General features: G+C 64.8%; 22 protein-coding genes. 9 read left to right on the top strand and 13 right to left on the bottom strand.

The genetic code is table 11. The features are described 5' to 3' along the window. Window positions 1–128 precede the first annotated feature (128 nt). Genes DEIDE_RS02290 through DEIDE_RS02275 form a run of 4 tightly spaced genes read right to left on the bottom strand, consistent with a single transcriptional unit; the run spans window position 129 to window position 3,197 of the window. Window positions 129–1,064, bottom strand: coding sequence for a hypothetical protein (locus DEIDE_RS02290; RefSeq protein WP_041227353.1), 936 nt, complete (start codon window positions 1,062–1,064; stop codon window positions 129–131). Between the two features lie 42 nt (window positions 1,065–1,106). After that, the gene (locus DEIDE_RS02285) at window positions 1,107–1,970 is read right to left on the bottom strand and encodes a cytochrome c oxidase assembly protein (protein WP_012692350.1); all 864 of its coding nucleotides are present in this window, start codon (window positions 1,968–1,970) and stop codon (window positions 1,107–1,109) included. Further along, the gene (locus DEIDE_RS02280) at window positions 1,967–2,671 is read right to left on the bottom strand and encodes an SCO family protein (protein ID WP_012692349.1); all 705 of its coding nucleotides are present in this window, start codon (window positions 2,669–2,671) and stop codon (window positions 1,967–1,969) included. Before DEIDE_RS02280 ends, DEIDE_RS02285 begins: the two co-directional genes overlap by 4 nt. A 49-nt stretch (window positions 2,672–2,720) precedes the next feature. Next, window positions 2,721–3,197: a copper chaperone PCu(A)C gene (locus tag DEIDE_RS02275; RefSeq protein ID WP_012692348.1), complete on the bottom strand. Its 477-nt coding sequence runs from the start codon at window positions 3,195–3,197 to the stop codon at window positions 2,721–2,723. Between the two features lie 211 nt (window positions 3,198–3,408). Between DEIDE_RS02275 and DEIDE_RS02270 the strand changes: the two genes are divergently transcribed. Further along, on the top strand, window positions 3,409–4,416 hold the full coding sequence (locus DEIDE_RS02270; RefSeq protein ID WP_041227352.1) for a LacI family DNA-binding transcriptional regulator: 1,008 nt from the start codon (window positions 3,409–3,411) through the stop codon (window positions 4,414–4,416). Window positions 4,417–4,727: 311 nt separating this feature from the next. Here the strand turns inward: DEIDE_RS02270 and DEIDE_RS02265 are convergent, their stop codons facing one another. After that, window positions 4,728–5,087, bottom strand: coding sequence for an FUN14 domain-containing protein (locus DEIDE_RS02265; RefSeq protein WP_012692346.1), 360 nt, complete (start codon window positions 5,085–5,087; stop codon window positions 4,728–4,730). Between the two features lie 95 nt (window positions 5,088–5,182). Between DEIDE_RS02265 and DEIDE_RS02260 the strand changes: the two genes are divergently transcribed. Together DEIDE_RS02260 and DEIDE_RS02255 are read left to right on the top strand one after the other, a co-directional pair. Continuing rightward, complete coding sequence (locus DEIDE_RS02260) at window positions 5,183–5,791, top strand: RNA polymerase sigma factor (RefSeq protein WP_012692345.1); 609 nt, start codon at window positions 5,183–5,185, stop codon at window positions 5,789–5,791. 82 nt (window positions 5,792–5,873) lie between these two features. After that, window positions 5,874–6,902, top strand: coding sequence for a CAP domain-containing protein (locus DEIDE_RS02255; RefSeq protein ID WP_242402942.1), 1,029 nt, complete (start codon window positions 5,874–5,876; stop codon window positions 6,900–6,902). A 25-nt stretch (window positions 6,903–6,927) separates the two neighbouring features. Here the strand turns inward: DEIDE_RS02255 and DEIDE_RS02250 are convergent, their stop codons facing one another. Further along, on the bottom strand, window positions 6,928–8,193 hold the full coding sequence (locus DEIDE_RS02250) for a sensor histidine kinase (protein ID WP_242402941.1): 1,266 nt from the start codon (window positions 8,191–8,193) through the stop codon (window positions 6,928–6,930). After that, entirely contained in the window at window positions 8,190–8,834 is a 645-nt protein-coding gene (locus DEIDE_RS02245; RefSeq protein WP_242402940.1) for a putative pterin-binding protein, read from the bottom strand. The genes DEIDE_RS02250 and DEIDE_RS02245 overlap by 4 nt, the downstream gene beginning before the upstream one ends. A 126-nt stretch (window positions 8,835–8,960) precedes the next feature. Between DEIDE_RS02245 and DEIDE_RS02240 the strand changes: the two genes are divergently transcribed. The 4 genes from DEIDE_RS02240 to DEIDE_RS02225 all read left to right on the top strand — a co-directional run bounded on the left by DEIDE_RS02240 (window position 8,961) and on the right by DEIDE_RS02225 (window position 13,716). Further along, on the top strand, window positions 8,961–9,935 hold the full coding sequence (locus tag DEIDE_RS02240; RefSeq protein WP_012692341.1) for a DUF4384 domain-containing protein: 975 nt from the start codon (window positions 8,961–8,963) through the stop codon (window positions 9,933–9,935). A 348-nt stretch (window positions 9,936–10,283) separates the two neighbouring features. Further along, window positions 10,284–11,411, top strand: coding sequence for a pyruvate dehydrogenase (acetyl-transferring) E1 component subunit alpha (gene pdhA, locus DEIDE_RS02235; protein ID WP_012692340.1), 1,128 nt, complete (start codon window positions 10,284–10,286; stop codon window positions 11,409–11,411). Further along, window positions 11,408–12,409: an alpha-ketoacid dehydrogenase subunit beta gene (locus DEIDE_RS02230; protein ID WP_012692339.1), complete on the top strand. Its 1,002-nt coding sequence runs from the start codon at window positions 11,408–11,410 to the stop codon at window positions 12,407–12,409. Before pdhA ends, DEIDE_RS02230 begins: the two co-directional genes overlap by 4 nt. Window positions 12,410–12,489: 80 nt before the next feature. Then, window positions 12,490–13,716: a C39 family peptidase gene (locus DEIDE_RS02225; RefSeq protein ID WP_162485380.1), complete on the top strand. Its 1,227-nt coding sequence runs from the start codon at window positions 12,490–12,492 to the stop codon at window positions 13,714–13,716. A 154-nt stretch (window positions 13,717–13,870) separates the two neighbouring features. Here DEIDE_RS02225 and yidC read toward each other — a convergent pair whose 3' ends face one another. The 4 genes from yidC to rpmH form a co-directional block, all read right to left on the bottom strand. Next, a complete protein-coding gene (yidC, locus tag DEIDE_RS02220) occupies window positions 13,871–15,499 on the bottom strand; it encodes a membrane protein insertase YidC (protein WP_012692337.1) in 1,629 nt (542 codons plus the stop codon). Continuing rightward, the gene (yidD, locus tag DEIDE_RS02215; protein WP_012692336.1) at window positions 15,496–15,750 is read right to left on the bottom strand and encodes a membrane protein insertion efficiency factor YidD; all 255 of its coding nucleotides are present in this window, start codon (window positions 15,748–15,750) and stop codon (window positions 15,496–15,498) included. Before yidD ends, yidC begins: the two co-directional genes overlap by 4 nt. Continuing rightward, on the bottom strand, window positions 15,747–16,178 hold the full coding sequence (gene rnpA / locus DEIDE_RS02210) for a ribonuclease P protein component (protein ID WP_041227349.1): 432 nt from the start codon (window positions 16,176–16,178) through the stop codon (window positions 15,747–15,749). Before rnpA ends, yidD begins: the two co-directional genes overlap by 4 nt. A gap of 88 nt (window positions 16,179–16,266) precedes the next feature. Then, window positions 16,267–16,410, bottom strand: coding sequence for a 50S ribosomal protein L34 (gene rpmH / locus DEIDE_RS02205; RefSeq protein ID WP_012692334.1), 144 nt, complete (start codon window positions 16,408–16,410; stop codon window positions 16,267–16,269). A 241-nt stretch (window positions 16,411–16,651) separates the two neighbouring features. On the opposite strand from rpmH, the gene DEIDE_RS02200 reads away from it, so the two are divergent. Both DEIDE_RS02200 and DEIDE_RS02195 read left to right on the top strand, forming a co-directional pair. Then, a complete protein-coding gene (locus DEIDE_RS02200) occupies window positions 16,652–17,032 on the top strand; it encodes a ComEA family DNA-binding protein (protein ID WP_012692333.1) in 381 nt (126 codons plus the stop codon). Between the two features lie 131 nt (window positions 17,033–17,163). Further along, window positions 17,164–19,347, top strand: coding sequence for a DNA internalization-related competence protein ComEC/Rec2 (locus DEIDE_RS02195; RefSeq protein ID WP_162485379.1), 2,184 nt, complete (start codon window positions 17,164–17,166; stop codon window positions 19,345–19,347). Here the strand turns inward: DEIDE_RS02195 and DEIDE_RS02190 are convergent. Then, on the bottom strand, window positions 19,328–20,335 hold the full coding sequence (locus DEIDE_RS02190) for a Gfo/Idh/MocA family protein (protein ID WP_012692331.1): 1,008 nt from the start codon (window positions 20,333–20,335) through the stop codon (window positions 19,328–19,330). The genes DEIDE_RS02195 and DEIDE_RS02190 overlap by 20 nt on opposite strands. Before the next feature lie 140 nt (window positions 20,336–20,475). After that, the gene (locus tag DEIDE_RS02185) at window positions 20,476–21,570 is read right to left on the bottom strand and encodes a methyltransferase domain-containing protein (RefSeq protein ID WP_012692330.1); all 1,095 of its coding nucleotides are present in this window, start codon (window positions 21,568–21,570) and stop codon (window positions 20,476–20,478) included. Window positions 21,571–21,623 lie beyond the last annotated feature (53 nt).

Raw genomic sequence — 21,623 nt, 5'->3', positions numbered from 1 at the left:
GCAGCTCAGCCGCTCACGCGAATGAAAGAGCATGCCTGCGACCCCGGACAGACTTCCTGCCCAGTGCAACGTAAGCTCCCCCTACCCCAGAGGGGCAGGGGGCTGGGGCCAGGGAGCAAATGACCGAACTACAACTCATTGACCTCTGGCTTGAACCCGACCTGCCGCACATACTCCAGATACTCAGCCTCACTCAGGGCTTCGCGCTTTCCACTCAGCGCCACAAAGAAAGCCTCCAGCACGTTGGTCGCGAAATTCCGGCTGCCCATACGCGGCGTGGTGGTGATCAGCCGCTGGACCCCACGCTCTTTCATCCACACCCGGTCTGCCTCGGTGATCGTCTGCGTCAGGATGGTCTTGCCCTGCAGATCCCTGGGTGCGTAGCGCTTGGCATAGTGGGTGTCTCCAGCAATCACATCGGCCCAGGCGTAATACCGCGTCCCCTTGCCTTCGACGCTGCTTTCCTGCTTTTTGCCGGTGGGGTAAAACCAGTCCTGAGGCAGTTTGGTGATCACCGGCAGCGCCAGCGCCGCCACCCGGCGCAGGGCCGTAATCGTCCGCAGCGGCACGTTCACGTTAAGCCCGAAAATCAGGTCGCCGTAGATCACCTGCGCCCCATGCTCAGCCAGCGCTTCGGCCATGCCGAACCGGTCGACTGCTGAGACCATCAGCACCTTCTGGGCACGCCAGTTCAGCAGCGGGTCAAGCTGGGCAATGGCGTCGCGCTCCAGGGTGTTCTTGAGGCCGCTGCCGTCCAGCACAGGCGTGAGTTTGGCATGCGACACCAGCTGGCGCACATTGCCGAAGGTGTACCGGCGTCCTCCTGCAATCACGTACAGGTCCGCACCGCCCAGGCCAAAGGCATCGACACGGCCATCGAGCGCCTGAAACAACTGCGCAGCCTTGCGGCTGTCGCCGTCCGTTCCGATGCGCTCGAGAATAAAGGGCTGGCCCAGCACGTTAATTTCCTCGCGGGCGTTACGCTTGCTGTCGCCCAGGCTCACACTGACCACGTGTTTGTAACCGGCAGGGGCGGGTTGCCAGTGGCTGGGCAGATCAGTCATGCGCGCCATTCTAGGTGGCAAACAGCCGGGACCGTCAGGATTTCAGGCAGGAGGCCCTGGCGGCTGGGTTTTGGGAGGCTGCTCGGAGCGGGGCATGCCCTGTCCTTCACTCAGCTGAATCAGCCAGCCCATCAGCTGCACCAGCGCAAGGCCCAGAGCCGGCAGGCCGGCCATCATCATGATCCAGCCGCTCCATTGCTGGTTTTGCAGTGGGGTCAGGTTCCACAGGCACAGGGCGTTGACGTAGGGCGTGTACAGCACCCGGGGGGAGTACAGCCACACGGCAGCGACCGCCATCATCGGCAGGCCGGCCAGCAGCCCGAACCAGCCGCGTGACCCGATGGTGGCGGCCTGCACGGCTGGCAGGGGACGCAGGATAACTGCCCACACCAGCAGGCTGCTGAGCAGATACAGCGCGGGCAGCAGGGCCGCAGCCGTGTTGGTCACGACGCTGGCATTGAAGCCGGCGGGTACATTCCAGTAGATGATGACGGCGCTCCAGACTGCCAGCGCCAGCCAGGGGTCCAGCAACAGGTTGAGCACCCGGCCCAGGCCACGCCGCGGACTGAGCTGCACTCCGCGCGGAATCCCCAGCACCAGCAGCGGGGGCACCACCTCGGCCAGAATCATCAAGCGGCCCATGTACAGCGCCATGCTGCTCTGGGTCAGTGTCGCGGCGAGGCTCTGGGTGGTCAGCAGCAGCAGTACTGTGCCGGTGCCGAACAGCACCGCCCGCCACCAGGGCCAGCGGGCGCGGCCTTCGGGCGTGCGGCGGGCCTGAGCAAAGCGCCAGAAATAGGCGCCAGCCACCAGCAGCGTAGGCACCAGAAACAGCGGGTCGGCGTGCAGGGTCAGCAGGTCACCCAGCGTCGGGTTGAGATTGGAAGGAGCCGCCAGAATGCTCATGAGGCCGGGTTGTCCATGACGTACTGCACGTCCCTGAGCACACGGTCGACCTGGGGCAGCTGGGTGTAGTCCCACAGCACCCGGAGCTTGCCGGCACTGTCGATCAGGTAGGTGGCGGTGGTGTGGTTGATCTGGTACTCGGCGTCACTCCTCACATCGGCCTTCTGCGCGCTGACGCCGTAGGCCCGCGCCACATCCTTCAGTGCTTCAGGCGGCACGTTGACCCCCTGCGCCTGGCCAAAGAACGTCACGTAGGCGCCCAGGCGTTCAGGCGTATCACGCTGCGGGTCCACGCTGACCATGATCACCTGAAAGCGCTCGCGCTCGGCAGGCGGCAGGGCCTGACGCACCTTGTCCAGGTACGCCAGGGAGAGCGGGCAGATGTTGGGGCAGTGCGTGAACCCAAAAAACAGGGCTGTGGTTTTCCCCCCGGTCTGACCCGGAGTAAAGGCAAACGGCCTGCGGTTGTGATCCGTGCCCTGGAAAGCGCCCGCAACCGTGCCGGACCCGTAAGCCGTGCCGTAGAACGGGTAGGGGCTTTTCAGCCGCGCGAAGCCCCAGGCTCCGGCCAGCAGCAGCGTCACTGCACACACCGCCAGCAGCGCCGATACATACCAGGGCCGGACAGGCAGCGCTGCTGTCTCAGCAGGTTCGGCACCAGACGCTTCAGCTGTAGGACGGGGAGCAGATATTTCGGTCACAGGGGGAGCACCTCCAGAGGTAAACGGGCAGGGGTGGCCTTGGAGCAGCTCACGGTTTATACACAGTGGCACTGACCTTCAGGGTGCGGCCATCACTGAAGCTCAGGGTAAAGGGCAGCTTCTCCCCCACTTTCACGGCACGCTTGAGCCCCATGACCATCAGGTGCGTGCCGCTGGGTCCCATAAGCAGCGTGCCGCGGGCGGGAATGTTCAGGCGCTTGACCTCTTTCATGCCGGTGCGGCCAGCAGCGTCCTTGTGCGTCACCATCAGCATGCTGTGGGCAGCCAGTGGGGTATGGGCCGCCTTCAGCACCAGCGGGCGGGCGCCGGGGTTGCGAAGCGAGATAAAAGCGCTGGTGTCCCGGATCCCTGGTGGCACCGCGAGGACACGGGTGCTGACCACCTTGATTTCTGCCGGAACCGTCGCGAGCGTTCGGGCCGAACCGTGAGCGGCATGCCCGGCGGCAACCGGAAGCGCCAGAAACAACAGGCTGGCACACAGGGCCAGGAAAATACGGGGGAACATGCATCTTCTCCTTGCAGGATCAGCGGGCAGAAGACAAGGGCGTGCCCTGACGGGCAGCTGCCCCGCGGTCCAGCGAAGTCTAGAACGGCAGACCCGGCCCGATTGTCCCCCCCCCATTCAGTATCCTTGCCTCTGCATGCGCCCGCTTGTATGGCGACGGGTTGAACAAAGTGGAACAGGTTCCACAACTCGGGATATGGTGGGGCAGCTGATGCGCAAACCCACTATTCAGGATGTTGCCCGCCGGGCTGGAGTGGGGGTTGGCACTGTATCGCGCGTGCTGAACAACCACGTGGCCGTCAAGGGTGTGACCCGCGAGACGGTCCTCAAGGCCATTGCCGATCTGGAGTACACCCCTAATCCCCACGCCCGCCGGATCGCAGGCGGCAAGAGCTACACCATCAGTGTGCTGCTGCCCATGCTGACCACCGAGTTCTATACCCGGCTCCTTGACGGTCTGGAAGCGGCATTTCAGGAAGCGCGCTACGACGTGGCCATCTTTCCCCTGCTGGACCGCTCCCGGCTGGAGCGCTACCTGGGCTCGCACACCCTGGCCTATCAGGCTGACGGCCTGGTGATGGCCACCTACAATCTGACCACCCTGTTCCACGAACGGCGTATGCGCACCCAGCAGCCCACCGTACTGGTCGACGCCTACACCGACAATGTGGACTGCGCCTATATGGACAACGTGACCGGCGGGCGTCTGGCCGGCGAGTACGCCTCAAGCCTGCCCGGCGCCGTGTACGCCATCTGGGTAGAAACCGAACTTGATCAGCTGTTTACCACCCGCGTCTTCGAGGACCGCCGGAGCGGGTTTCTGGACGCCACGAAGCGCGCCGGACGGGAGGTGAGCGGGGAATTCATCACCAGTTTCGATACCCTCGCCGCGCGCAATACCGCTGCGTCATTGCTCGACGAGCTCCGGGCGACACCCGGAGGCCTGCCAGCAACCGTTTTTGCTTCAGCTGATCTGCTGGCCGGTGCCGTGTTGGACGAGGCCCATGCACGCGGCATCAAGGTTGGAGAGGAGTTGCGGATCATTGGTTTTGACGACCAGCCCTGGGCCGCGGCGCGCGGTCTGACCACCCTGCATCAGCCGGTAGAGAGCATGGGCTACGAGGCAGCGCAGCTGCTGCTCTCGCGCCTGAATGGCCACCGCGGCCCGCCACGCGCCCGGCGCTTCGAGCCGACCCTGGTGCGCCGCGAAACTGCCTGACACAGACTGATCTGACACAGTCTGATACAGACGCCTTGCGGAAAAGGGGCAGCGGGCTGCCCACCTCCAGATGAAGCAGCCACCAGCACAACCCGCTCACGACGTGAAAGCACCCGGCAGATTCCCCGGATTGGTCGCGGCCGCTTTCAGGCGCCTGCCTCCAGCTTTCACGCCTTGTGACCATGACAGCAGCTTGGAACCGCGCATCCCCACTGCTGTTGCCCGCCACACAGTTGCTTCTGCTCCACCCGGCTGAACAGGCACACCTGCCTGTACCTTCAGACCCAAGTCAGCGCCAACCGGCCTGGAACTCAGGTACGGGCGCGCAGGCCCAGAAGCAGCCCGGCGCTGAAAGCTCCAGCAAAAGGCAGGTTGGCAGTCAGCACCCGTCCCAGCCACTGCGCACCCTGCTCGCCCCCCTGACGCAGCCACGGTTCGGTCAGCGCCTGAACCCTCAGCCAGTTGATACTGATCAGTTCTGCGTAGGCCAGCAGCTGCAGTGTCACGAACAATACGCCCACCACGATCAGGACCACGCGCCCGATATATCTCAGGGCCACGCCTGTCGCGAAGCCCAGCAGAGCACCCACGCTGAGATCAGGCAGGAGCGGCTGGAGCGCGTCCAGAATGCGTCCTGTGTCGGTGGGGTCGGCGGGGGCAGTGGGGCTCAAGACCTGCGCATCCTAGCGTTCCTGGAATGCGGTATACGCGGCGGCACTGGGGGGGTATGCCTTAAAGCTGACGCGTGATTAAAGGCGGGAGCGGTATGGTGTACCTCAACGTGACTGACCTGAGCACCACCTCCCCCGCCCCCGACCTGCTCGCACCCGAAGTGCACGAGCGGCTGGTGGCCGGCGACGAAGCCGCCTGGTACAGCTTCGTGCAGACCTACGAAGGGCGGATGTACGGCTACCTGTACCGCCTGGAAGGCAACAGCGAGGACGCCCTGGACCTGACACAGGAGGTGTTCTTCCGGGCGTGGCGCAGCATCCGCACCTTCCGTCCGGGCGAGCGGGTGCTGCCCTGGCTGTATCAGGTGGCGCGCAATACACAGATCGAATCACATCGGCGCAAGCAGTTGCAGCGCTTCAGCCTGGAAGAAGCCCGCGAGGATGCTGGCTTCGAGGTCACCAGTGGCGCGCGCTCTCCCGTGCAGGCTGCCGAGAGCGCTGACGCCCAGGACCGGGTGCAGCGGGCCCTGCTCCGGCTGCCGGCCGAGTACCGGGAAGCCGTGGTGCTGCGCTTCGTAGAGGATCTCAGCTACGACGAGATCGCACAGATTCAGGGGGTCGCCGTGGGCACCGCCAAAAGCCGCGTCTTCCGGGCCAAGGAACAGCTGGCCGATCTGCTGGCCGGGGTGGCCGACGTCCACTAGGCCAGCATCTGGCTGCCGGAAAATCCGCATTCGGGGTTCCCACTTCACGGTGCCGGCACGGGCCATTCTCTAGTCTGGGGACGTGCCGCCTGCCTTGTTCTCCTCTTCACGTTCCCGCTCTCTGGTGCGCCGCGCCGCCCTGACGCTGGCACTGGCAGCTGTCCCCTGGTCCGCCTGGGTCCAGGCCCAGAGCAGTGCACAGGTGTCTTTCCGGATCGCGTACCGGACCGACAGCAGCATGGCTGCGCCGCTGCAGGTCAGCTTTCAGGCCACGGTGCCGGCAGAGCACCGGGTTGAGTGGGTGTTTGGAGATGGAGCCGTGGGGGTGGGCCCAAAGGTCAGCCATACGTACTACAAGACTGGTACCTATGCAGTGCGGGCCACCCTGTTTGACCCGACCGGCAGGGCCGTGAGCCGCGCCACTGGCGAGCTCAACGTACGCTCCAGCGGTCCCGAGCGCGCCGAGATGACCGTCCTGATCGGCCGCGGCACGCTCCGCCTCAGCTCGGCGGGCAGCGTCGCGTACGCACCGGGCACTCCCACCTTTCAGGTCAACGGAAAGGACGTCGGCCCCGGACCGGTACGGGTCACAGAAGGGCCGGTAGACCTTGCCGTGCGTCTTCCCGGTCAGGAAGGCAAAATCCTGGAGCGTCGGCTGTCGTTCCGCATGGCCTCGTTGGGCGGCAGCGTACCCTTTGAGACAGAGGTGCTGCGCCTGACCAACAGGGCCCGCGCACAGGGATTCAATTGCGCCACGCTGCGCGAGGGAGGTCGGGCGCTTCCCCCTCTGAAACAGCAAGATGCCCTGGACGTTGCGGCCCTGGCTCAATCGGCTGGCATGGCCCTGCAGGGCTACTTTGACCATACCAGCGCCCTGGACGGCAGTTCACCGCTGCGCAGGGTGCAGGCCGCCGGTCTCGCACCCAACGTGGCTGCCGAGAACATTGCGGCCGGACAGCAGACTCCAGAAGAAGTGGTGGGCAGCTGGCTGCGCAGCCCTGGCCACTGCCGCAACATCATGGGTGACTTCACATTGATTGGCCTGTCCTATGTCGAACGCCCCGGCACCAAGTTCCAGCGCTACTGGACCCAGGTCTTCGCCAAACTCTGAAAATGTTGATCTGACAGAAAAGGAATCAACTTCCTGCCGCTGCGCCCGCGCGTTCAGGCCTGGACAGTTCAGACAGTAACGTTGATGGCTCACCCAGGCGCACGGTGGCAATAAGCCCGCCGTCAGGCGCGTGCGAGAGGCAGACGTCTCCCCCGTGGGCGCGGGCGTAGCGGCGAACCAGTGCCAGCCCCAGACCGTGTCCATCATCCAACCCCTGAGGCCCACGCTCGTAGGGCAGAAAAACGCGTTCGATCAGGGCTGGTGGAATCCCCGGTCCATAATCACGGACTGTGATTTCAGGCCGGTTGCCGACCAGCCGCAGTTGCACCTCCACCAGGCCGGTGGTGTACTTGAGGGCATTCTCCACCAGATTTTCCAGCACCTGGCGGACACGGTTGGCATCCACCGGCCAGATCAGCGGTGTCTCTGGCACGCAGACATCCACCCGCCGCGCCGCAAGACGCTGCACCAGGAGTCGCAGGTCAGTGCGCTGCACCCGCAGGATTACGTCCAGGTACAGGTCATTCAGGCGGGTCAGGTCAGCGCGGCTGTCGAGCTGCACAACGCTGTCCTCGATCAGAGACAGCAGATGCTGTCGCTGCTCCGCGCTCTGGGCGTGGCGCAGCAGGTCACTGGCCAGCAACAGCGACTGCAGCGGGCGCCGCAGCTCATGGCTGGCCAGGCTCAGGGCCTCGCGCTGCCGTGCCTCACGCCGCGAGCGACGTTCACGTTCAGCGCGCCACATCAGCAGTGCACGGGTAATCAGCAGCAGGCTCATCAGGCCCGTCAGACCTGCAGCCAGGATCAGTGCGAAGCGCAGGCGCTGCAAGGCGTCTATGGCCTTTTCACTGATCTTGGTGGCATAGGTGTCCGCCTGGGCGTTCAGACGAAGAGCCGTCATAATCGCCCGTCTGATGCTTAAATCGGTGTTGAGCTGTAGATCCCGGTTAATGCTCTCCAGACGGGCTTCGCCAAAACTTTCTACACTGCCGAGATCAGTAAACTGCCCTGGTGTTCCGGTACTGGACAGCGCCCGCAGCCAGCTGCGCTGACGCTCATCTACGCTTACCGTCGGATCCAGACGGGCAATCTGGTATGTCTGCAGATCCTGAGCAAGCGCACGGTACTCGTAGGGTGACCAGTCGCGCTCATTTTCAATAAGAGTGCGGTACGCCGGCTGGGTGGCCATCAGCAGCAACCCCAGGGTCAACAAAGCCGGAAGCAGCGCCAGGGCTGTCTCACGTATCAGCACCGGGCGGGGCACTCCCTGGAGCAGCGACAGCAGCCTCACTTGGCAGGCGTGATGCGGTCTACGAACCACACCCACGCGTAGTCGTATTTCTGCGCTGGAAAGCGCTTCTCGTCGGGAGGCATCACGACTGTCAGCGGGCCTTTCTGCAGCACAGGAATCTCCTTGCCGTTGGCAGCGTAGGCCAGCATGACAGCCTCTTTCTGGTAATCGCGTGCGGCAATAGTCGTCACATAACCATTTTCGGCGTAAACCTGGAGGTCGCGTCCCACAAATCCGCCGGCCGTAGCCAGATCGCGCAGCGGCACGCCCTCATAGGTGAAACGCTGACGCAGCTGCGGATGAAAAGTGGTGTAGCGCATGGCGGGCAACGCCCGGAGCTGTGCCAGGGTATAGGTCTGCTTTTTGCCAGTCTTGGTTTCTACAGTGAGCAGGACGCGCTGGGACGCCGCTGCTGCTGGACGAGGCCCGGCGGCCCGCAGATAGCGGTAGCCAGCCAGCGGAGCAGGCAAAGTTCGGGCGCGTCGATCCGACCTGGCAACACGCGGAGTCACTGCCGGCTCCCCTGTAGACGCCACGACCCGGATAAAGTCTGACCTGGCACTGGCATCAGACCAGCCCGAGCCGACCAGCAGCGCGACCATCAGGGCTGCTGGAGCAAAACCTGCGCCTGGTGCGAACACAGACCTCACTCTATGCGGCACCATCACCAAGCTCAAGCCCCAGGCATGAAGGTCAGCTAAAGGCTTTGGGGGGGATCTGAGGAGCGGAGTCAGCCTCGAGTCACCCGTGCGGACCAGGCTAAGCCCATGAAGAACCTGATGATGGTTACGGGAATGCTCGGGGTTCTGGCAGCGCTGGGTGTGACTGCGGCAACGCCAACCCTGAGTGCGCAAAGCATTATCGTCAACCCGGTAGCCAACCCGGTGAACGTGCGGGTGTGGACCGACCGCGACCCCAGCGGCAGCCGCATCCCGGAGTACGCTCCAGGGGAAAAGATCCGGCTGTATACCACCGTGAGCCAGGACAGCTATGTCTACCTGTTCAACGTGGATCCCAATGGCACGGTCGATCTGATTCTGCCCAACCGCTATCAGGGCGGCGGGAACTTCCTGAAAGCAAACACGGTGAAGGCCTTCCCGGAGTCGGGCGACCCGTTTACGTTTGATATTGCTGCGCCCTACGGCGTGAACAAGGTGCTGGCACTGGCCAGCCGCACGCCTCTGAACATCGACCAGATCGCTACATTCAAAGGTCAGCAGAGCGGTTTTGCCAGCGTGAATGTGCAGGGGCAAAATCAGCTGGCTCAGGCGCTGAGTATCGTGGTGCGGCCAGTCGAGCAGAACACCTGGGACAGCGCTACAGCCTTCTACACCGTGGTTAACCGCGCGCCAGTCGCGGTCGCTCCCGCGCCTCCAGTGGCCGCACCGCTGACCACGGCTCCAGCACGTCCAGGCGCTATCCAGCCGCTTCCGCAGGCCAGTGCGCCTGCGCCGGCTGCAAAACCGCCTCAGACTGCCCAGGCGCTCTCGATCATTCCGAACCCGGCCAGTCCCTGGGGTACCGCCCGTGAGTGGAAAACCACCCTGGACACCAGCCGCAGCGTGGCCCAGGTTCATGCCGAGTACGCCAGCCTGCTGAAAGCCGAGGGCTATTCAACCGTCGACACCAGGACCAAGAACACCGAAGTCCGCAGCGAATACCGCAACGCCCGCGGAGGCAAGGCGGAACTGAGCGTCAAGAAGAAGGGCAAGCGTATTGAAGTCAAGGTAGAGCGCAAATAACTCCACCCTCTGCTTGAAAGGGGACCATATGGTCCCCTTTTCTTGTTCCCATAACAGAGGCCCGCAGCAACTGCCAAACGAGCGTTAGGTTTCTGCTACGCTGAAGCTCCAACATCCTGTTTAGCTGCGTATGCCTATGCCCGCCTGCCCTGCCACTCTGCCCAGCCTCCCCTGTGTGAGGCATGTCGTCATGTGGCACCCCAGGCCAGGCAGCCTCCGGCTCTCGCGGCTTCTTAACCAGCGCCGCGCACCCTGAACTTCTCTGCTCTGGACCTCCCGCCTGCTTGTGGCTGTGAGGTGTCGACGCTGCAGCCCGGAAAATCGCTTCCTCTTGTTCCCGGAGGTTCTATGACCCGCAAAAAGACCCCCAAAGCTCCGCCCAGGGCCGAGCCAGACGCCTTTGAGGCTTCTGTCGCCGCTTATGACGACGCCTCAGGCAGCATGTTTCAGATTCTTGCCCCTGACGGTACCCTCACCCGCCCGGACCTGCTCCCACCTGCCGACGTGCAGTTGCGCCTGTACCGTGAAATGCGCCGTGCGAGGCACTTCGACGAGCGCGGCTGGGTGCTCTACCGCCAGGGCCGCCTGGGGGTCTTCCCTCCTTTTGGAGGCATGGAGGCCAGCCAGTGCGGCACCGCCGCCGCACTGACCAGCGACGACTGGCTGTTTCCCACCTACCGTGACACCGGCGCGGCCCTGACCCTGGGACTCCCGATTGCGCGCACGCTAGCGTACTGGCGCACCAGCCCGCACGGGTGGGCCATGCCCGAGAACCTCAAAGTGCTGCCGTTTTACATCCCGATTGCCACCCAGTACCCGCAGGCGGTTGGTGCCGCACTGGCTGAGCAGCGTCAGGGTACCCGCAACGTGGCGATGGCTTTCATCGGCGACGGCGGCAGCAGCGAAGGCGACTTTCACGAGGCACTGAACTTCGCCGGCGCCCTGAACGCCCCGTGCGTGTTCATTCTGCAGAACAACGGCTGGGCCATCAGCGTGCCCACCCGCAAACAGACCAAGGCCACCAACCTCAGCCGCCGCGCCGAGGGCTACGGGATCCCCGGTGTGCGTGTGGACGGCAACGACGTCCTGGCCACCTGGCATGTGACCAACGAAGCGGTGCAGCGCGCCCGCGCCGGCGAAGGCCCCACCCTGATCGAAACCGTGACCTACCGTATCAAGCCCCACACGGTCGCCGATGATCCCAGCCGCTACCGGACCGAGGAAGACAACGCGGGCTGGGCGGAGAAAGATCCGGTGGAACGTATGCGCCGCCACCTCATGAACAGCGGACTGTTGACCGAGCAGAGTGAAGCCGAACTGCTCTCGGAAGTTGCCGCGGAGTTCGAGGCCGCCCTGCAGGAGGCCGACAGCTACCCCGACCCCACCCCGGCCGAAATCCTGGACCACGTGTTCGCCGAGCCCACGCCCCAACTCCGCAAACAGCGGGCCGAGCTGCTCGCCGAGGTGGACGCATGACCGCCACAGCCAGCAAGACAAAAACCATGACCATGGTCGCCGCCATCAACGAGGCCCTTGACCTTGCCCTGGCCAACGACCCCGCCGTGCATATCTTCGGCGAGGATGTCGGCGTGATGGGCGGCGTCTTCCGCGCCACTGACGGCCTGCAGGCCAAGTACGGGGTGGACCGGGTCTTCGATACGCCGCTGGCTGAAGCCGGCATCGTGGGCATGGGCATCGGCATGGGACTGGCCGGACTCAAGCCGGTGGCCGAAATTCAGTTCGCTGGCTTCCTGTATCCGGCGCTCGACCAGATCCTGTCGCATCTGGGCCGTTTCCGGCACCGCACCCGCAGCCGCTATCACCTGCCGATGGTCATTCGCGCGCCGTACGGCGGTGGAGTTCACACCCCCGAACAGCATGCCGACAGCCCCGAGGCCATCCTGGCCCACACGCCCGGCGTGAAGGTCGTGATTCCCAGCACCCCGTCAGATGCCAAGGGCCTGCTGCTGTCGGCCATCAACGATCCGGACCCGGTGTTCTTTTTCGAGGCCATCAAGCTCTACCGCAGCGTCAAGGAGGAAGTGCCGGAAGGCGACTACCGTGTGCCATTGGGGAAAGCCCGCGTGGTCACCCAGGGGGACGATGTCACCGTGGTCTGCTACGGCGGAATGGTCGAAGTTGCGCAGAAGGCTGCTGAAGCCGCCCGCACTGCGGGGATTGGCGTGGAGGTTATCGACCTGCGCACCCTGGTCCCGATGGACACCGAGACCGTGCTCCAGAGCGTCGAGAAGACCGGCCGGGTCGTTATCGTAACCGAGGCGCCGCGCACCGCAGGGTTCCATAGCGAAATCAGTGCCACCATCGCAGAAGAGGCCATCGAATTCCTGCGGGCGCCCATCGTGCGCGTGACCGGCTTCGACGCACCGTATCCACCTTTTACGGCCATCGAAGATGTGTACCGCCCCAACCCCCTGCGGGTGGCCAAAGCCATCAGGAAGGTCATGGCCTACTGAGCCAGCACCACTGAATAACGTCGCTGGAAGCACGTTTCCACCTCAGTGGAACATCATGAAGGACAGGGACGATGGAAGAGATGCGTCTCCCTGTCCTTCTGCTGTCTGCCGGCCTGCTCGTAGGTGCGGCGGCATTTGGCGTAGGACAACTGCAAGCTCCGCGAGCGGCCTCGGCTCATGCCACAGCACCGGCGGCCGCTCCAGTGTCTCCTGTGCCCGAAACGGCACCGGCCAAAGAGCATGCTGAGCCGGAAACGCCAGCCCCTGCAACGCCAGAACCCACAGCTTCACCGGTCGAAGCGTCGCCAGTTGTCACTCCGGTGCCTGCTCCGGCTGCGCTGCCAGCGCGGGCCAGCATTCCTGGTATCCGCCACGAGTACCAGCGGCTGAACAACTGCGGCCCGGTGACCATCGGCATGGCCCTGAGCCGCTGGGGCAGCGCGGTGAACCAGTACGACATCGCGCCGCGTCTTAAACCCTCCAGTGGCGACGTCAACGTCTCCCCCGAAGAGCTGGCGGACTACGCCCGTTCCCAGGGAATGGACGTCCACCTTGCCCGTGGCGGCGACCGCACGCTGCTGCGGCGGCTGCTGGCGGCCGGCTTCCCGGTGATCGTGGAGACCTGGTTTGTGACCCCGGATTCGGGAGGTATGGGGCACTACCGCCTGCTGACCGGCTACGACGACGCGGCCATGCGATTCAGTGCCCTGGACTCGTACCTGGGACCTCTCAGGATGGACTACGTGGGGTTTGACCGGCTCTGGAGGTCATTCGGGCGTACCTATCTGGTGGTCAGTGCTCCGGAGAAGACGGCGCAGGTGCGCGAACTGCTGGGCTTCCGGGCTGACCCGCTGGCGGCCAAACAGGAAAACCTGCGGGTGGCGCAGGCCGAGGCCAACCGTCTGGGCGACGCCATATCGTTCCTGAACCTGGGACAGGCGCGGCTGGAGCTGGGGGACGCGCGGGGTGCAGTGCGCGCCTTCGATCAGGCGTTTGCGGCACCTGCGGACCGCAGCCTGGACCCGACCCGGCCCAGCTGGGTTCAGGGCGGGCTGCCCTGGCGCACGCTGTGGTATTCATTTGGGCCGCTGGAAGCCTACATGCGCACCGGACGCCCGGCAGATGTCCTGAGGCTTGCTGGAGCAGTGCTGCGCAGCGTGCCAACACACGAGGAGGCCCATTACTGGCGTGGCCGGGCCCTGAGTGCACTGGGCCGCGAAGCCGAGGCGCGCGTGGCCTTCCGCGAGTCTCTCCGGTTACGCCCAGGCTTCGCGGCTGCTCGCGTGGCCTTGACAGCCCTGAACTAATCCCCTTTTCCCGGAAGCCAGAGGCTAAAAGCAGCCAAAGCCTACCCACGGGAAGTCCGGCCCGTTCCTTTGCGGAACCCCGCGACCACAACAGATCCTAAAACGGAAAACCGCCCGGCCATCACAGCCGGGCGATTGATCTGGCAACGAAGCCTCAGTCGTTCTTGGGTGCGTCAATGACCTTGGCGGCCTTCTTGTTGCTCTTGCCGGCGCTGGCCACGATGGTCTGGCCCTTGCCTCCAGCCGAAGCTTTCTGCACGGTCTGACCCAGATTGGCCGTCTCGCGCTCGACCTGCTTGTTGATGATGACCTGCTGAATGATGCCGATCAGTGTGGACAGAATGATGTAGATCGTCACACCCGCCGGGAAGGTCAGGGCGAAGTACAGGAAGATCAAGTAGATAAACGCCTGCTGCTTGAACATGTCAGGCGTCTTGCGCGTCATCACGTACAGCTGCCCGATGTTCACGACCAGGTAGATGAGCGCCAGGATGTAGAAGGGGTCCGGAATAGCCAGGTCCGGCAGCCACAGGAAGCCGCTGTCGAACTCGAAGTTACGGATGGTGGACCACAGCGCGATCAGGACCGGGAACGGCAGCAGGGTAGAAAAGCAGCCGGCAGGGTTGAAGTTGTAGTCGCGGTAAAGCTGCTGCATTTCGGACTGCATGGCGCGCTGCGACTCCATATCGCGCTTGTCCTTGTACTTCTCCTGAATCTCTTTGATCTTGGGCTGCATGATCTGCATGCGGGCGGTGGTACGGCCCTGCGCCTGCATCAATGGCCACATGATGAGTCTCAGTAACAGCGTGAGCGCGACCAGCACCAGCCCCCAGTTGCCGATGAACTTGTACAGGGACTCCATCAGCTTCACGATCATCAAGCTGATCTTCCCGAAGAAGTTGGGCTCGAACAGGCCCGGCAGTTCGGTATACCCGCTTTGGTACAGATGGATCAGCTCGTTACGGCCGCCATACACTTCCAGGCTGCTGTCGCCCTCCAACCTCACCTGAATCAGACCCTGACGGCCGCCCGTGAGGGCAACGTCGGCCCTGGTCCCCTGCTGTGGACGCACGATGGTTGCCAGCGCCACCTGGCTGTTCATGCCACTCGGCACTTCCTGCAGCGCTGCGTACTGAATGTTCTCGACTTCCAGCGTCCCGCTGCCCTGCGCGGCAGCCGGCTCCCCGCTGGCTGGAAGCGCCTGCACACGCGGGTTCTCAGCATTCCCAAGCCCGGGGAACAGCAGGGTGTACTGCTCTGGTCCGCCCTCGACAGAGGTCCTGACATCCATCTTGTAATTCCGCGGATGCAGCGTCACGGTCTTGGTGACTGTGATGCCGCCCTGTGTATAGCGGAACACGGCGTCCTGACGGTTTTTGGGCAGGTCGGAGGTGACCTTCGGTGTGGTGACTGTGGCCGGCTGAGCGGGATCAAGCCCGTCGGCCTGGACGACCAGTGACTTGCGCGTCCCCACCATGTTGATGATGCTCTTGCCGTTTTTCAGAGCGCTGAAGTCGTAGGTGCCGTCGCTGCGCCGCTTGATAAACGGCGTGCCGGCGTAGTTCTTGACGTACCAGCCAATCACTTCGCCACGGGCGTTGAACACCACGTCCTGCAGGTTGCTGGTGGCGATGTACTCGTCGCCACGGATACCGTCGAAATCAGCGCGGATCCACTCGGGATTGATGGCCTTGCCGAACGTCGGCAGCGGCCCGGTCTGCCCGCAGCCGGTCAGCAGCAGGGCGCCAAGGGCGGCCAGGGGAAGCAGGTGTTGTGTCTTCATGGATGTGTTTTTCTGCCTTGAGGAAAACGTTCCGGCACGGGGTCTACCCCGCCCGGGACGAGAGGATTACAGCGCATGATTCGCCAGGTGGCCAGCCAGCCGCCCTTCAGGGCGCCGTGGCGTTCGATGGCCTCCACAGCATACTGAGAGCAGGTAGGGATAAACCGGCAAGTGGGTGAGGGCTTACGCGGCGACAGCTCGCGCTGATAGGCCCGGATCACGCGGACCAGCCCACGTGAGGCCAGGCTCATGAGGTGAATCCTTCGGAAGTCACACCTGGGGATACGGTGCCTGGCGCGCGTGGGTTCCCGCCACCCTTCCGCCCTTTGACCCGGCCAGGAGCCTTGGCAAGAGCTTTCCCCAAGGCTGCCTGTATGTCACCAAAAGAGGCGCGCAGAATTGACGGATTGGGCATCAGGATGGCACGGCAGGGCGGCAGGCCACCCGGCAGGGTCCGCAGCGCCTCACGGACGCGGCGGCGGGCCCGGTTGCGGTCCACTGCGCGCTTCAGCGACTTCTTGGGCACCACGATGCCAAAGATGGCTCTTGGCTTCCAGGTTTCCCCGTAGCGCGGCCGGTATTCCGTCAGGCGCAGGGTGAACAGCGGATCGCGGACCACTACACCGTGCTGCCGGACCTTGCGGAACTCACGGTCGCCCCGTAAAGAAGCCAGCGCCACCGGACGTGACCGACGGGTATCGGCGGAGTCCTGAGTGGCGCTGGGTTGGTCCGTGCTGACGATCACACCCTCCTGGGGAGAAGGGGGATTACTCGTCGGCGACGGTGAGCTGGTGACGGCCCTTCGCGCGGCGGCGCGCGAGGATATTCCGGCCGGACTTGGTCTTCATGCGGGCGCGGAAGCCGTGGGTCTTGGCCCGCTTGCGGACGTTGGGCTGATAGGTACGCTTCATGCTGCTCTCCTTGCTCGTGGCGTGGCTCGGTGCGTGCCCCGTACTGGATCTTACTCAGCCGGGGCGCGGCCACAGCCGACTTCACGCGATAGAACTCGCCCCCCGTTGCAGGAGGGCAAACTCGGGGAGTGTATCACAGTGCCTGCCATTGAGAGAAGTGGGCAGGGCCATATTCGCTGCAAAGCAGGTAAAACGCACAAATCTGGCAGCAGGTCCGAAGAAGGTCTCCTAGCATGCCCGGATGCTTCTCAAGGAACAGGGATGGACCGCTGTACTCGGCGCCGGCGTGCTGCTGGTCGGGGTGCTGAGCCTTTGGCCGGTGCTGTTTCCCGCCCCGCGTCTGCCGGCGGTGACCCGGGTCACCCTGCCGCCTGTCTCCGGGGCGCAGCCCGGCAGAGCCCCCGAATACCCGACAACTTCCAACATCACCCCCCTGATTTCCGGCCGGCTGAACCTGAACATAGCTTCTATGGAGCAGCTTGAAGCTCTGCCCAAAGTCGGCCCAGCTCTGGCCCAGCGAATTGTGGAAGGCCGGCCCTACCACTCGCTGGCCGACCTTGACCGGGTCAAGGGTGTAGGCCCAGGAACGCTGAAGGTCCTGGAGCCACTGGTGTCCTTCTGATGCCCAGGGACCTGAAAGCGTCCAGCGATCGGACTGTCCGGGCCGTGGGACGCCCAGAGACGGGCATAAAGCCAGACACGGGGCTAAAGAATGACGCCAAACAGTCGCCCTCCGTTCCGTCCACCGCAGCGATGGAACGTTCGGGCAGCCGGGTGGCCTGGACGATTCTGCTGGCTCTGGGCGTCATTGGCGGGATTCAGCTGGGGCTGGGAACTCAGTGGAGCGCGCTGGTTCTGGTGGCAGGCGTGGCTCTGGCGGTATGGGACGCGCGGCCGCTGCTGGCTGGACTCACGCTCATTGGCGCCATGGCGGGCTACGCGGCGCTGCGCACCCAGCAGGCGCAACCTGACCGGCTGGCGCCCTGGACAGGCGCACAGGTCACCTTGCGCGGCGACTGGGACGGTCAGCTGCTGACCCTGGCTGACCCCCGGGGCCGGGTGGTCCTGTCGCCCAAACCGGAGGCCCGTCCCGGACCGCTGGTGGTCAGCGGCCGGCTGGTCCGTCCTGAAGGTCAGCGCACCCCGGGTGGCTTTGACCAGGCCGCGTGGTTGCGGGCTCAGGGAGGGCTGTTGACTCCGGCGCCCACCGGGGTTCTCGCCGGCGCCAGGCTCCGGCAGCAGGCCCCTGAGGATGGTCTGCGCGGGTGGTTCCGCCGTGGGCTGGTGGCTGGTCTGCCTCCCCGGGAAGCCGCCCTGATGCAGGCCATCGAACTGGGCGACCGAAGTGAGATCAGCCGTCAGGAATTCCAGGACGGCTCTGGTATACGCGACGCTTTTGCCCGCGCCGGGCTGGCACACCTGATGGCCCTGTCGGGGCAGAATGTTGCGCTGATCACAGCCCTGCTGTTGTGGCTGCTTGCCCGGTCCCCCTTGAACGTGGCTGTGCGTTACGGGCTGGGAGCCGGCCTGCTGCTGGTGTATCTGTTCGCACTGGTCGGAGTGTCACCCAGCATCACGCGGGCGGTCATCATGGGCTTCACTGTCCTGGTGGCACTGGCAGTGGGCCGCGGCCGACCCGACCCGCTGGGTCTGATTGCGCTGGCGGCCACAGCCTGTCTGCTGGCTTTTCCACTGTGGCTGACCGACGTGGGCTTTCAGCTGTCGTTCCTGGCTGTGCTGGCCCTGACGCAGTCGGCGCGGCTGGCGGACCGGCTCCCAGAACGCTGGCCACGTGCCTTGCGGCTGGCCCTGTCTGCCACCGTACTGGCGGAACTGGGCACACTCCCGGTTATTGCCTCCACGTTTGGAGAACTGCCGCTGGTGGGGCTGCCAGCCAATCTGCTGGCCGGAGGAGTGATGGCTGTGCTGGTCCCGCTGGGCTTCGTTGCGGGGCTGCTGGGTCCCCTGGGCGGGGTCGTGAATCTGGCAGTCGAGCCACTGGCGGGCCTGCTGCTGGGCATCGTGGAGGTCTTCGGGCGGGCTCCGGTGCTTTCCTGGGGCCAGATCGCACCTGTGGGTGTAGCTTCCTACGCGCTGTGTGCGCTGGCTGGCGTGCTGTGGCTGCGGGGGCAGGTGCGCGCCCAGGTGGTTCTGGGGACCGTGCTGGCCTGCACCGCGCTGACGCTGCTGCCCGGCCAGTTGCGGCCTGCCCGGGAGGTCGTCTTTCTGGACGTGGGTCAGGGCGACGCGACCCTGATCCGAGTGCCGCAGCTGACCATGCTGGTGGACGCTGGAGGGTCTGTCGGCAGTGACTACGATGTGGGCGAACGGACGGTAATTCCTGCCCTGCGGGCCATGGGCGTGCACAAGCTGGACGTAGCAGTGGCCACCCACGCCGATACGGATCACATCGAAGGTTTAAGCAGCGTTCTGCGTAACCTGCCCGTCGGAGAGCTGTGGATCGGCCACCGCAAGGCGGGCGACCCCCTGGTGGATGACCTGCTGGCCGTCGCTGCCCAGCGGGGCGTGGCGGTGCGTGAGGTCAGGCGAGGCGACCGTGTGCAGGCTGACGGCGCGACGCTTACCGTCCTGTGGCCCCCAGGACACGTCTGGTCCACCGAGGACAATGAGAACAGTGTCGCCCTGAGCCTGGAGTCGGGGGGATGGCGCACAGCGCTGCTGGGTGATTTGCCCAGCGACACTGAGGCGGCGTTGGGGACTGGCCATCTGGACGTGCTGAAAGCGGCGCATCACGGGAGCCGGCACAGCACCGGAGCAGCGCTGTTACAGCAGGCCGCCCCAGCCCATACGGTGATCAGCGTGGGACGCAATACCTACGGCCACCCCCATCCGGATGTTCTGGAGAAGCTGCGTCAGGCAGGCAGCCGGATCTGGCGCACCGATCAGACCGGAACCATCAGGTGGCCGGTGCCGTGAAGTCCACCTGTTGACCACTGCGCGCCGAGGCAAACAGTGCGTCGAGCACCCGGGCCTGCGCCACGGCGTCTGCCGGAGGGTAAAGCGCTGGGGTCTCACCGCGCGCCACCTGCTGAAAATGTTCCACCATGGCCGCGTAGGCATTCACCAGGGCAACTTCCTCGTGCTGCAAGCCATCCGCAGTCGTGAGCCTCAGAACCACCGGTTCGCCTGCATGGCTGCCGAAGACCCCATCCACTTCCAGTACGCCCGCTGTTCCAACCACGCTCAGGCGCTGTGTGGGCGCAGGACCCCAGTCAAAGGCGCAGTCCACACTGGCCAGCGCGCCGGAGTAACGCAGCACCCCACTGAGGCCCAGGTCCACCCCTCCAGATGTCCAGCGGGCCTGCGCACTGACCGACTGGGGCTCGCCCAGCAGAAGCCGGGTCAGGTTCACCACATAACAGCCCACGTCATACAGCGCCCCGCCGCCCTGAGAGGCATTCCAGCGGAAGTCGTCAGGATTGTTCAGTGGAAATCCGAATGCGCCCCGGACCACCCGGACGTCGCCCAGCACTCCGGACTGCACCAGCTCACGCACCCGGGCCACATGCGGCTGAAAGCGGTACGCGAAAGCTTCCAGAAGCACCTTGCCGCTGTCTTCAGCTGCGGCTGCCAGCTCCTGTGCCTGATCAGCGTTCAGGGACAGCGGCTTTTCGGTCAGGGCGTGCTTGCCCGCCCGCAGGGCCGCCAGCGTCCAGGGCAGATGCACGTCGTTGGGAAGCGGATTGTACACCGCGTCCACGTCGGCATTGATCACGTCCTGATACCCACCCACCAGCGGAACATTCCATTCCCGTGAAAAGGCGCGGGACCGCTCGTTGTGCGGGTCACGCACTCCCAGCGCCGTCACCTCTCCCCCAGCAGCGCGGATGGCCGGAATCAGGGCCTGCGCAATACGCGCGGCCCCCAGGATGCCCCAACGAAACGGCGCCTGAGATGCAGTCATGCCCAAAGGTACCGCCTGCCGGGCCTGGGCAGTGCTGGCCGGCGCTGCCGGAGAATTTGACGGCGGCGCCCCGGGCACCAGCAGTCTGCACGGCCCGGTGGGCTGCTGCCAGACGACAGAGGGCCTGGCGAACCCTTTGCTCAGCGCTTGGTCAGCAGATAAACCTTGGGCCAGTGACCACCGCTGTACACCTGCAGCAGCTCGTGGGCGTGCCATTTGCTCTGATCGCGCAACAGGCGCTCGAACAGACGAATCTCGTGGGTAATGACCGCCACGCGTCCCTGACGGCTGGTCAGGCGATGCATCTCGGTCAGGAAGGCCGGGTACAGAACCTCGTTTCCGCCGTGGGTGCCAATGGCGTCGCCCCAGGGCAGGTCCGCGACGACCAGATCGAAGCTGCGTGCCGGCAACCCGGTATGCAGCGCGTCCACCATGGCCACTTCCACTTCGCGGCCAGCGGCTTTCAGGTTACTGCGGGAACATTCGACCGCCTTGGGATCGATATCTACCCCCACCAGCGCGTCGTACGGGCCCATCAGGGCGCGCTCGACCAGCAGCGTGCCACTGCCGCTCATAGGGTTGAAAATGCGGTCAATGTCGCGCTGTCCGGCCAGCTTGTGAGTCGCGTAGGCAATGCTGGCATTCAGGCCGCCGGTCATGTTGCATACCCGCCAGGGGCGCGCTGTCAGGGGGCGGGGAGTAATGCGGGCCAGCACGTCCCAGCCTCCCTGCTCCTGGGGGCGCAGGCGGATCAGCAGTTCGCCGTCTTCAGGCTTGTGGGGCAGGTTCAGGCGCTCCTCAAGTTCTTCGGCCAGGCGTTGCATCACCGTGGATTCCTTGCCTGCAGCGCCCAGACGGAAGGAGGCGTGCCCCCCGAAAGCCACCACACTGTGGAGGAACTCGGTCAACTCCCCTAACTGCTGGTGCCCCAGCAGCCCGCGCGGACGCGGCACGTCCCAGTTGCGCACCCGGTAGGTCGCGACTGCGGAGCGCAGCCGCGTCAGTCGCTGTGGGTCTCCAGGAAACCAGAAACGCAGACCACGGATATCGCGGGCCAGCGGCACCGCCTCAAGTTCGGTGGCAGCCACACGCTCAAGGCCACTCAGGACCTCCAGTTCATATTCATTGGCAGGCTGACGCGTGCGGTGGTCGGTTTTAGGACGACTGGCCTTGCGCCCGGACGGGGCCTGTCCCCGTTGAGCGGGGCGGTCGGAACGTGCGGGGGAGCGGGGCATAGCAGGGCAGTATAGCGTCAGACGAGGCACGAAGGGCAGTGGTAGACTCGGCG

The organism is Deinococcus deserti VCD115, assembly GCF_000020685.1.
Classification (GTDB): Bacteria; Deinococcota; Deinococci; order Deinococcales; family Deinococcaceae; genus Deinococcus; species Deinococcus deserti.
This window is presented reverse-complemented; position numbering and strand designations above follow the sequence as displayed.

Excerpts from the sequence above, each read along its gene's own strand:
- DEIDE_RS02290 (WP_041227353.1), bottom strand. The coding sequence starts at position 1,064 with ATGACTGATCTGCCCAGCCACTGGCAACCCGCCCCTGCCGGTTACAAA.
- DEIDE_RS02285 (WP_012692350.1), bottom strand. The coding sequence starts at position 1,970 with ATGAGCATTCTGGCGGCTCCTTCCAATCTCAACCCGACGCTGGGTGAC.
- DEIDE_RS02275 (WP_012692348.1), bottom strand. The coding sequence starts at position 3,197 with ATGTTCCCCCGTATTTTCCTGGCCCTGTGTGCCAGCCTGTTGTTTCTG.
- DEIDE_RS02270 (WP_041227352.1), top strand. The coding sequence starts at position 3,409 with ATGCGCAAACCCACTATTCAGGATGTTGCCCGCCGGGCTGGAGTGGGG.
- DEIDE_RS02260 (WP_012692345.1), top strand. The coding sequence starts at position 5,183 with ATGGTGTACCTCAACGTGACTGACCTGAGCACCACCTCCCCCGCCCCC.
- DEIDE_RS02240 (WP_012692341.1), top strand. The coding sequence starts at position 8,961 with ATGAAGAACCTGATGATGGTTACGGGAATGCTCGGGGTTCTGGCAGCG.
- pdhA (WP_012692340.1), top strand. The coding sequence starts at position 10,284 with ATGACCCGCAAAAAGACCCCCAAAGCTCCGCCCAGGGCCGAGCCAGAC.
- DEIDE_RS02230 (WP_012692339.1), top strand. The coding sequence starts at position 11,408 with ATGACCGCCACAGCCAGCAAGACAAAAACCATGACCATGGTCGCCGCC.
- DEIDE_RS02225 (WP_162485380.1), top strand. The coding sequence starts at position 12,490 with ATGCGTCTCCCTGTCCTTCTGCTGTCTGCCGGCCTGCTCGTAGGTGCG.
- yidC (WP_012692337.1), bottom strand. The coding sequence starts at position 15,499 with ATGAAGACACAACACCTGCTTCCCCTGGCCGCCCTTGGCGCCCTGCTG.
- yidD (WP_012692336.1), bottom strand. The coding sequence starts at position 15,750 with ATGAGCCTGGCCTCACGTGGGCTGGTCCGCGTGATCCGGGCCTATCAG.
- rpmH (WP_012692334.1), bottom strand. The coding sequence starts at position 16,410 with ATGAAGCGTACCTATCAGCCCAACGTCCGCAAGCGGGCCAAGACCCAC.
- DEIDE_RS02200 (WP_012692333.1), top strand. The coding sequence starts at position 16,652 with ATGCTTCTCAAGGAACAGGGATGGACCGCTGTACTCGGCGCCGGCGTG.
- DEIDE_RS02195 (WP_162485379.1), top strand. The coding sequence starts at position 17,164 with ATGGAACGTTCGGGCAGCCGGGTGGCCTGGACGATTCTGCTGGCTCTG.
- DEIDE_RS02190 (WP_012692331.1), bottom strand. The coding sequence starts at position 20,335 with ATGACTGCATCTCAGGCGCCGTTTCGTTGGGGCATCCTGGGGGCCGCG.
- DEIDE_RS02185 (WP_012692330.1), bottom strand. The coding sequence starts at position 21,570 with ATGCCCCGCTCCCCCGCACGTTCCGACCGCCCCGCTCAACGGGGACAG.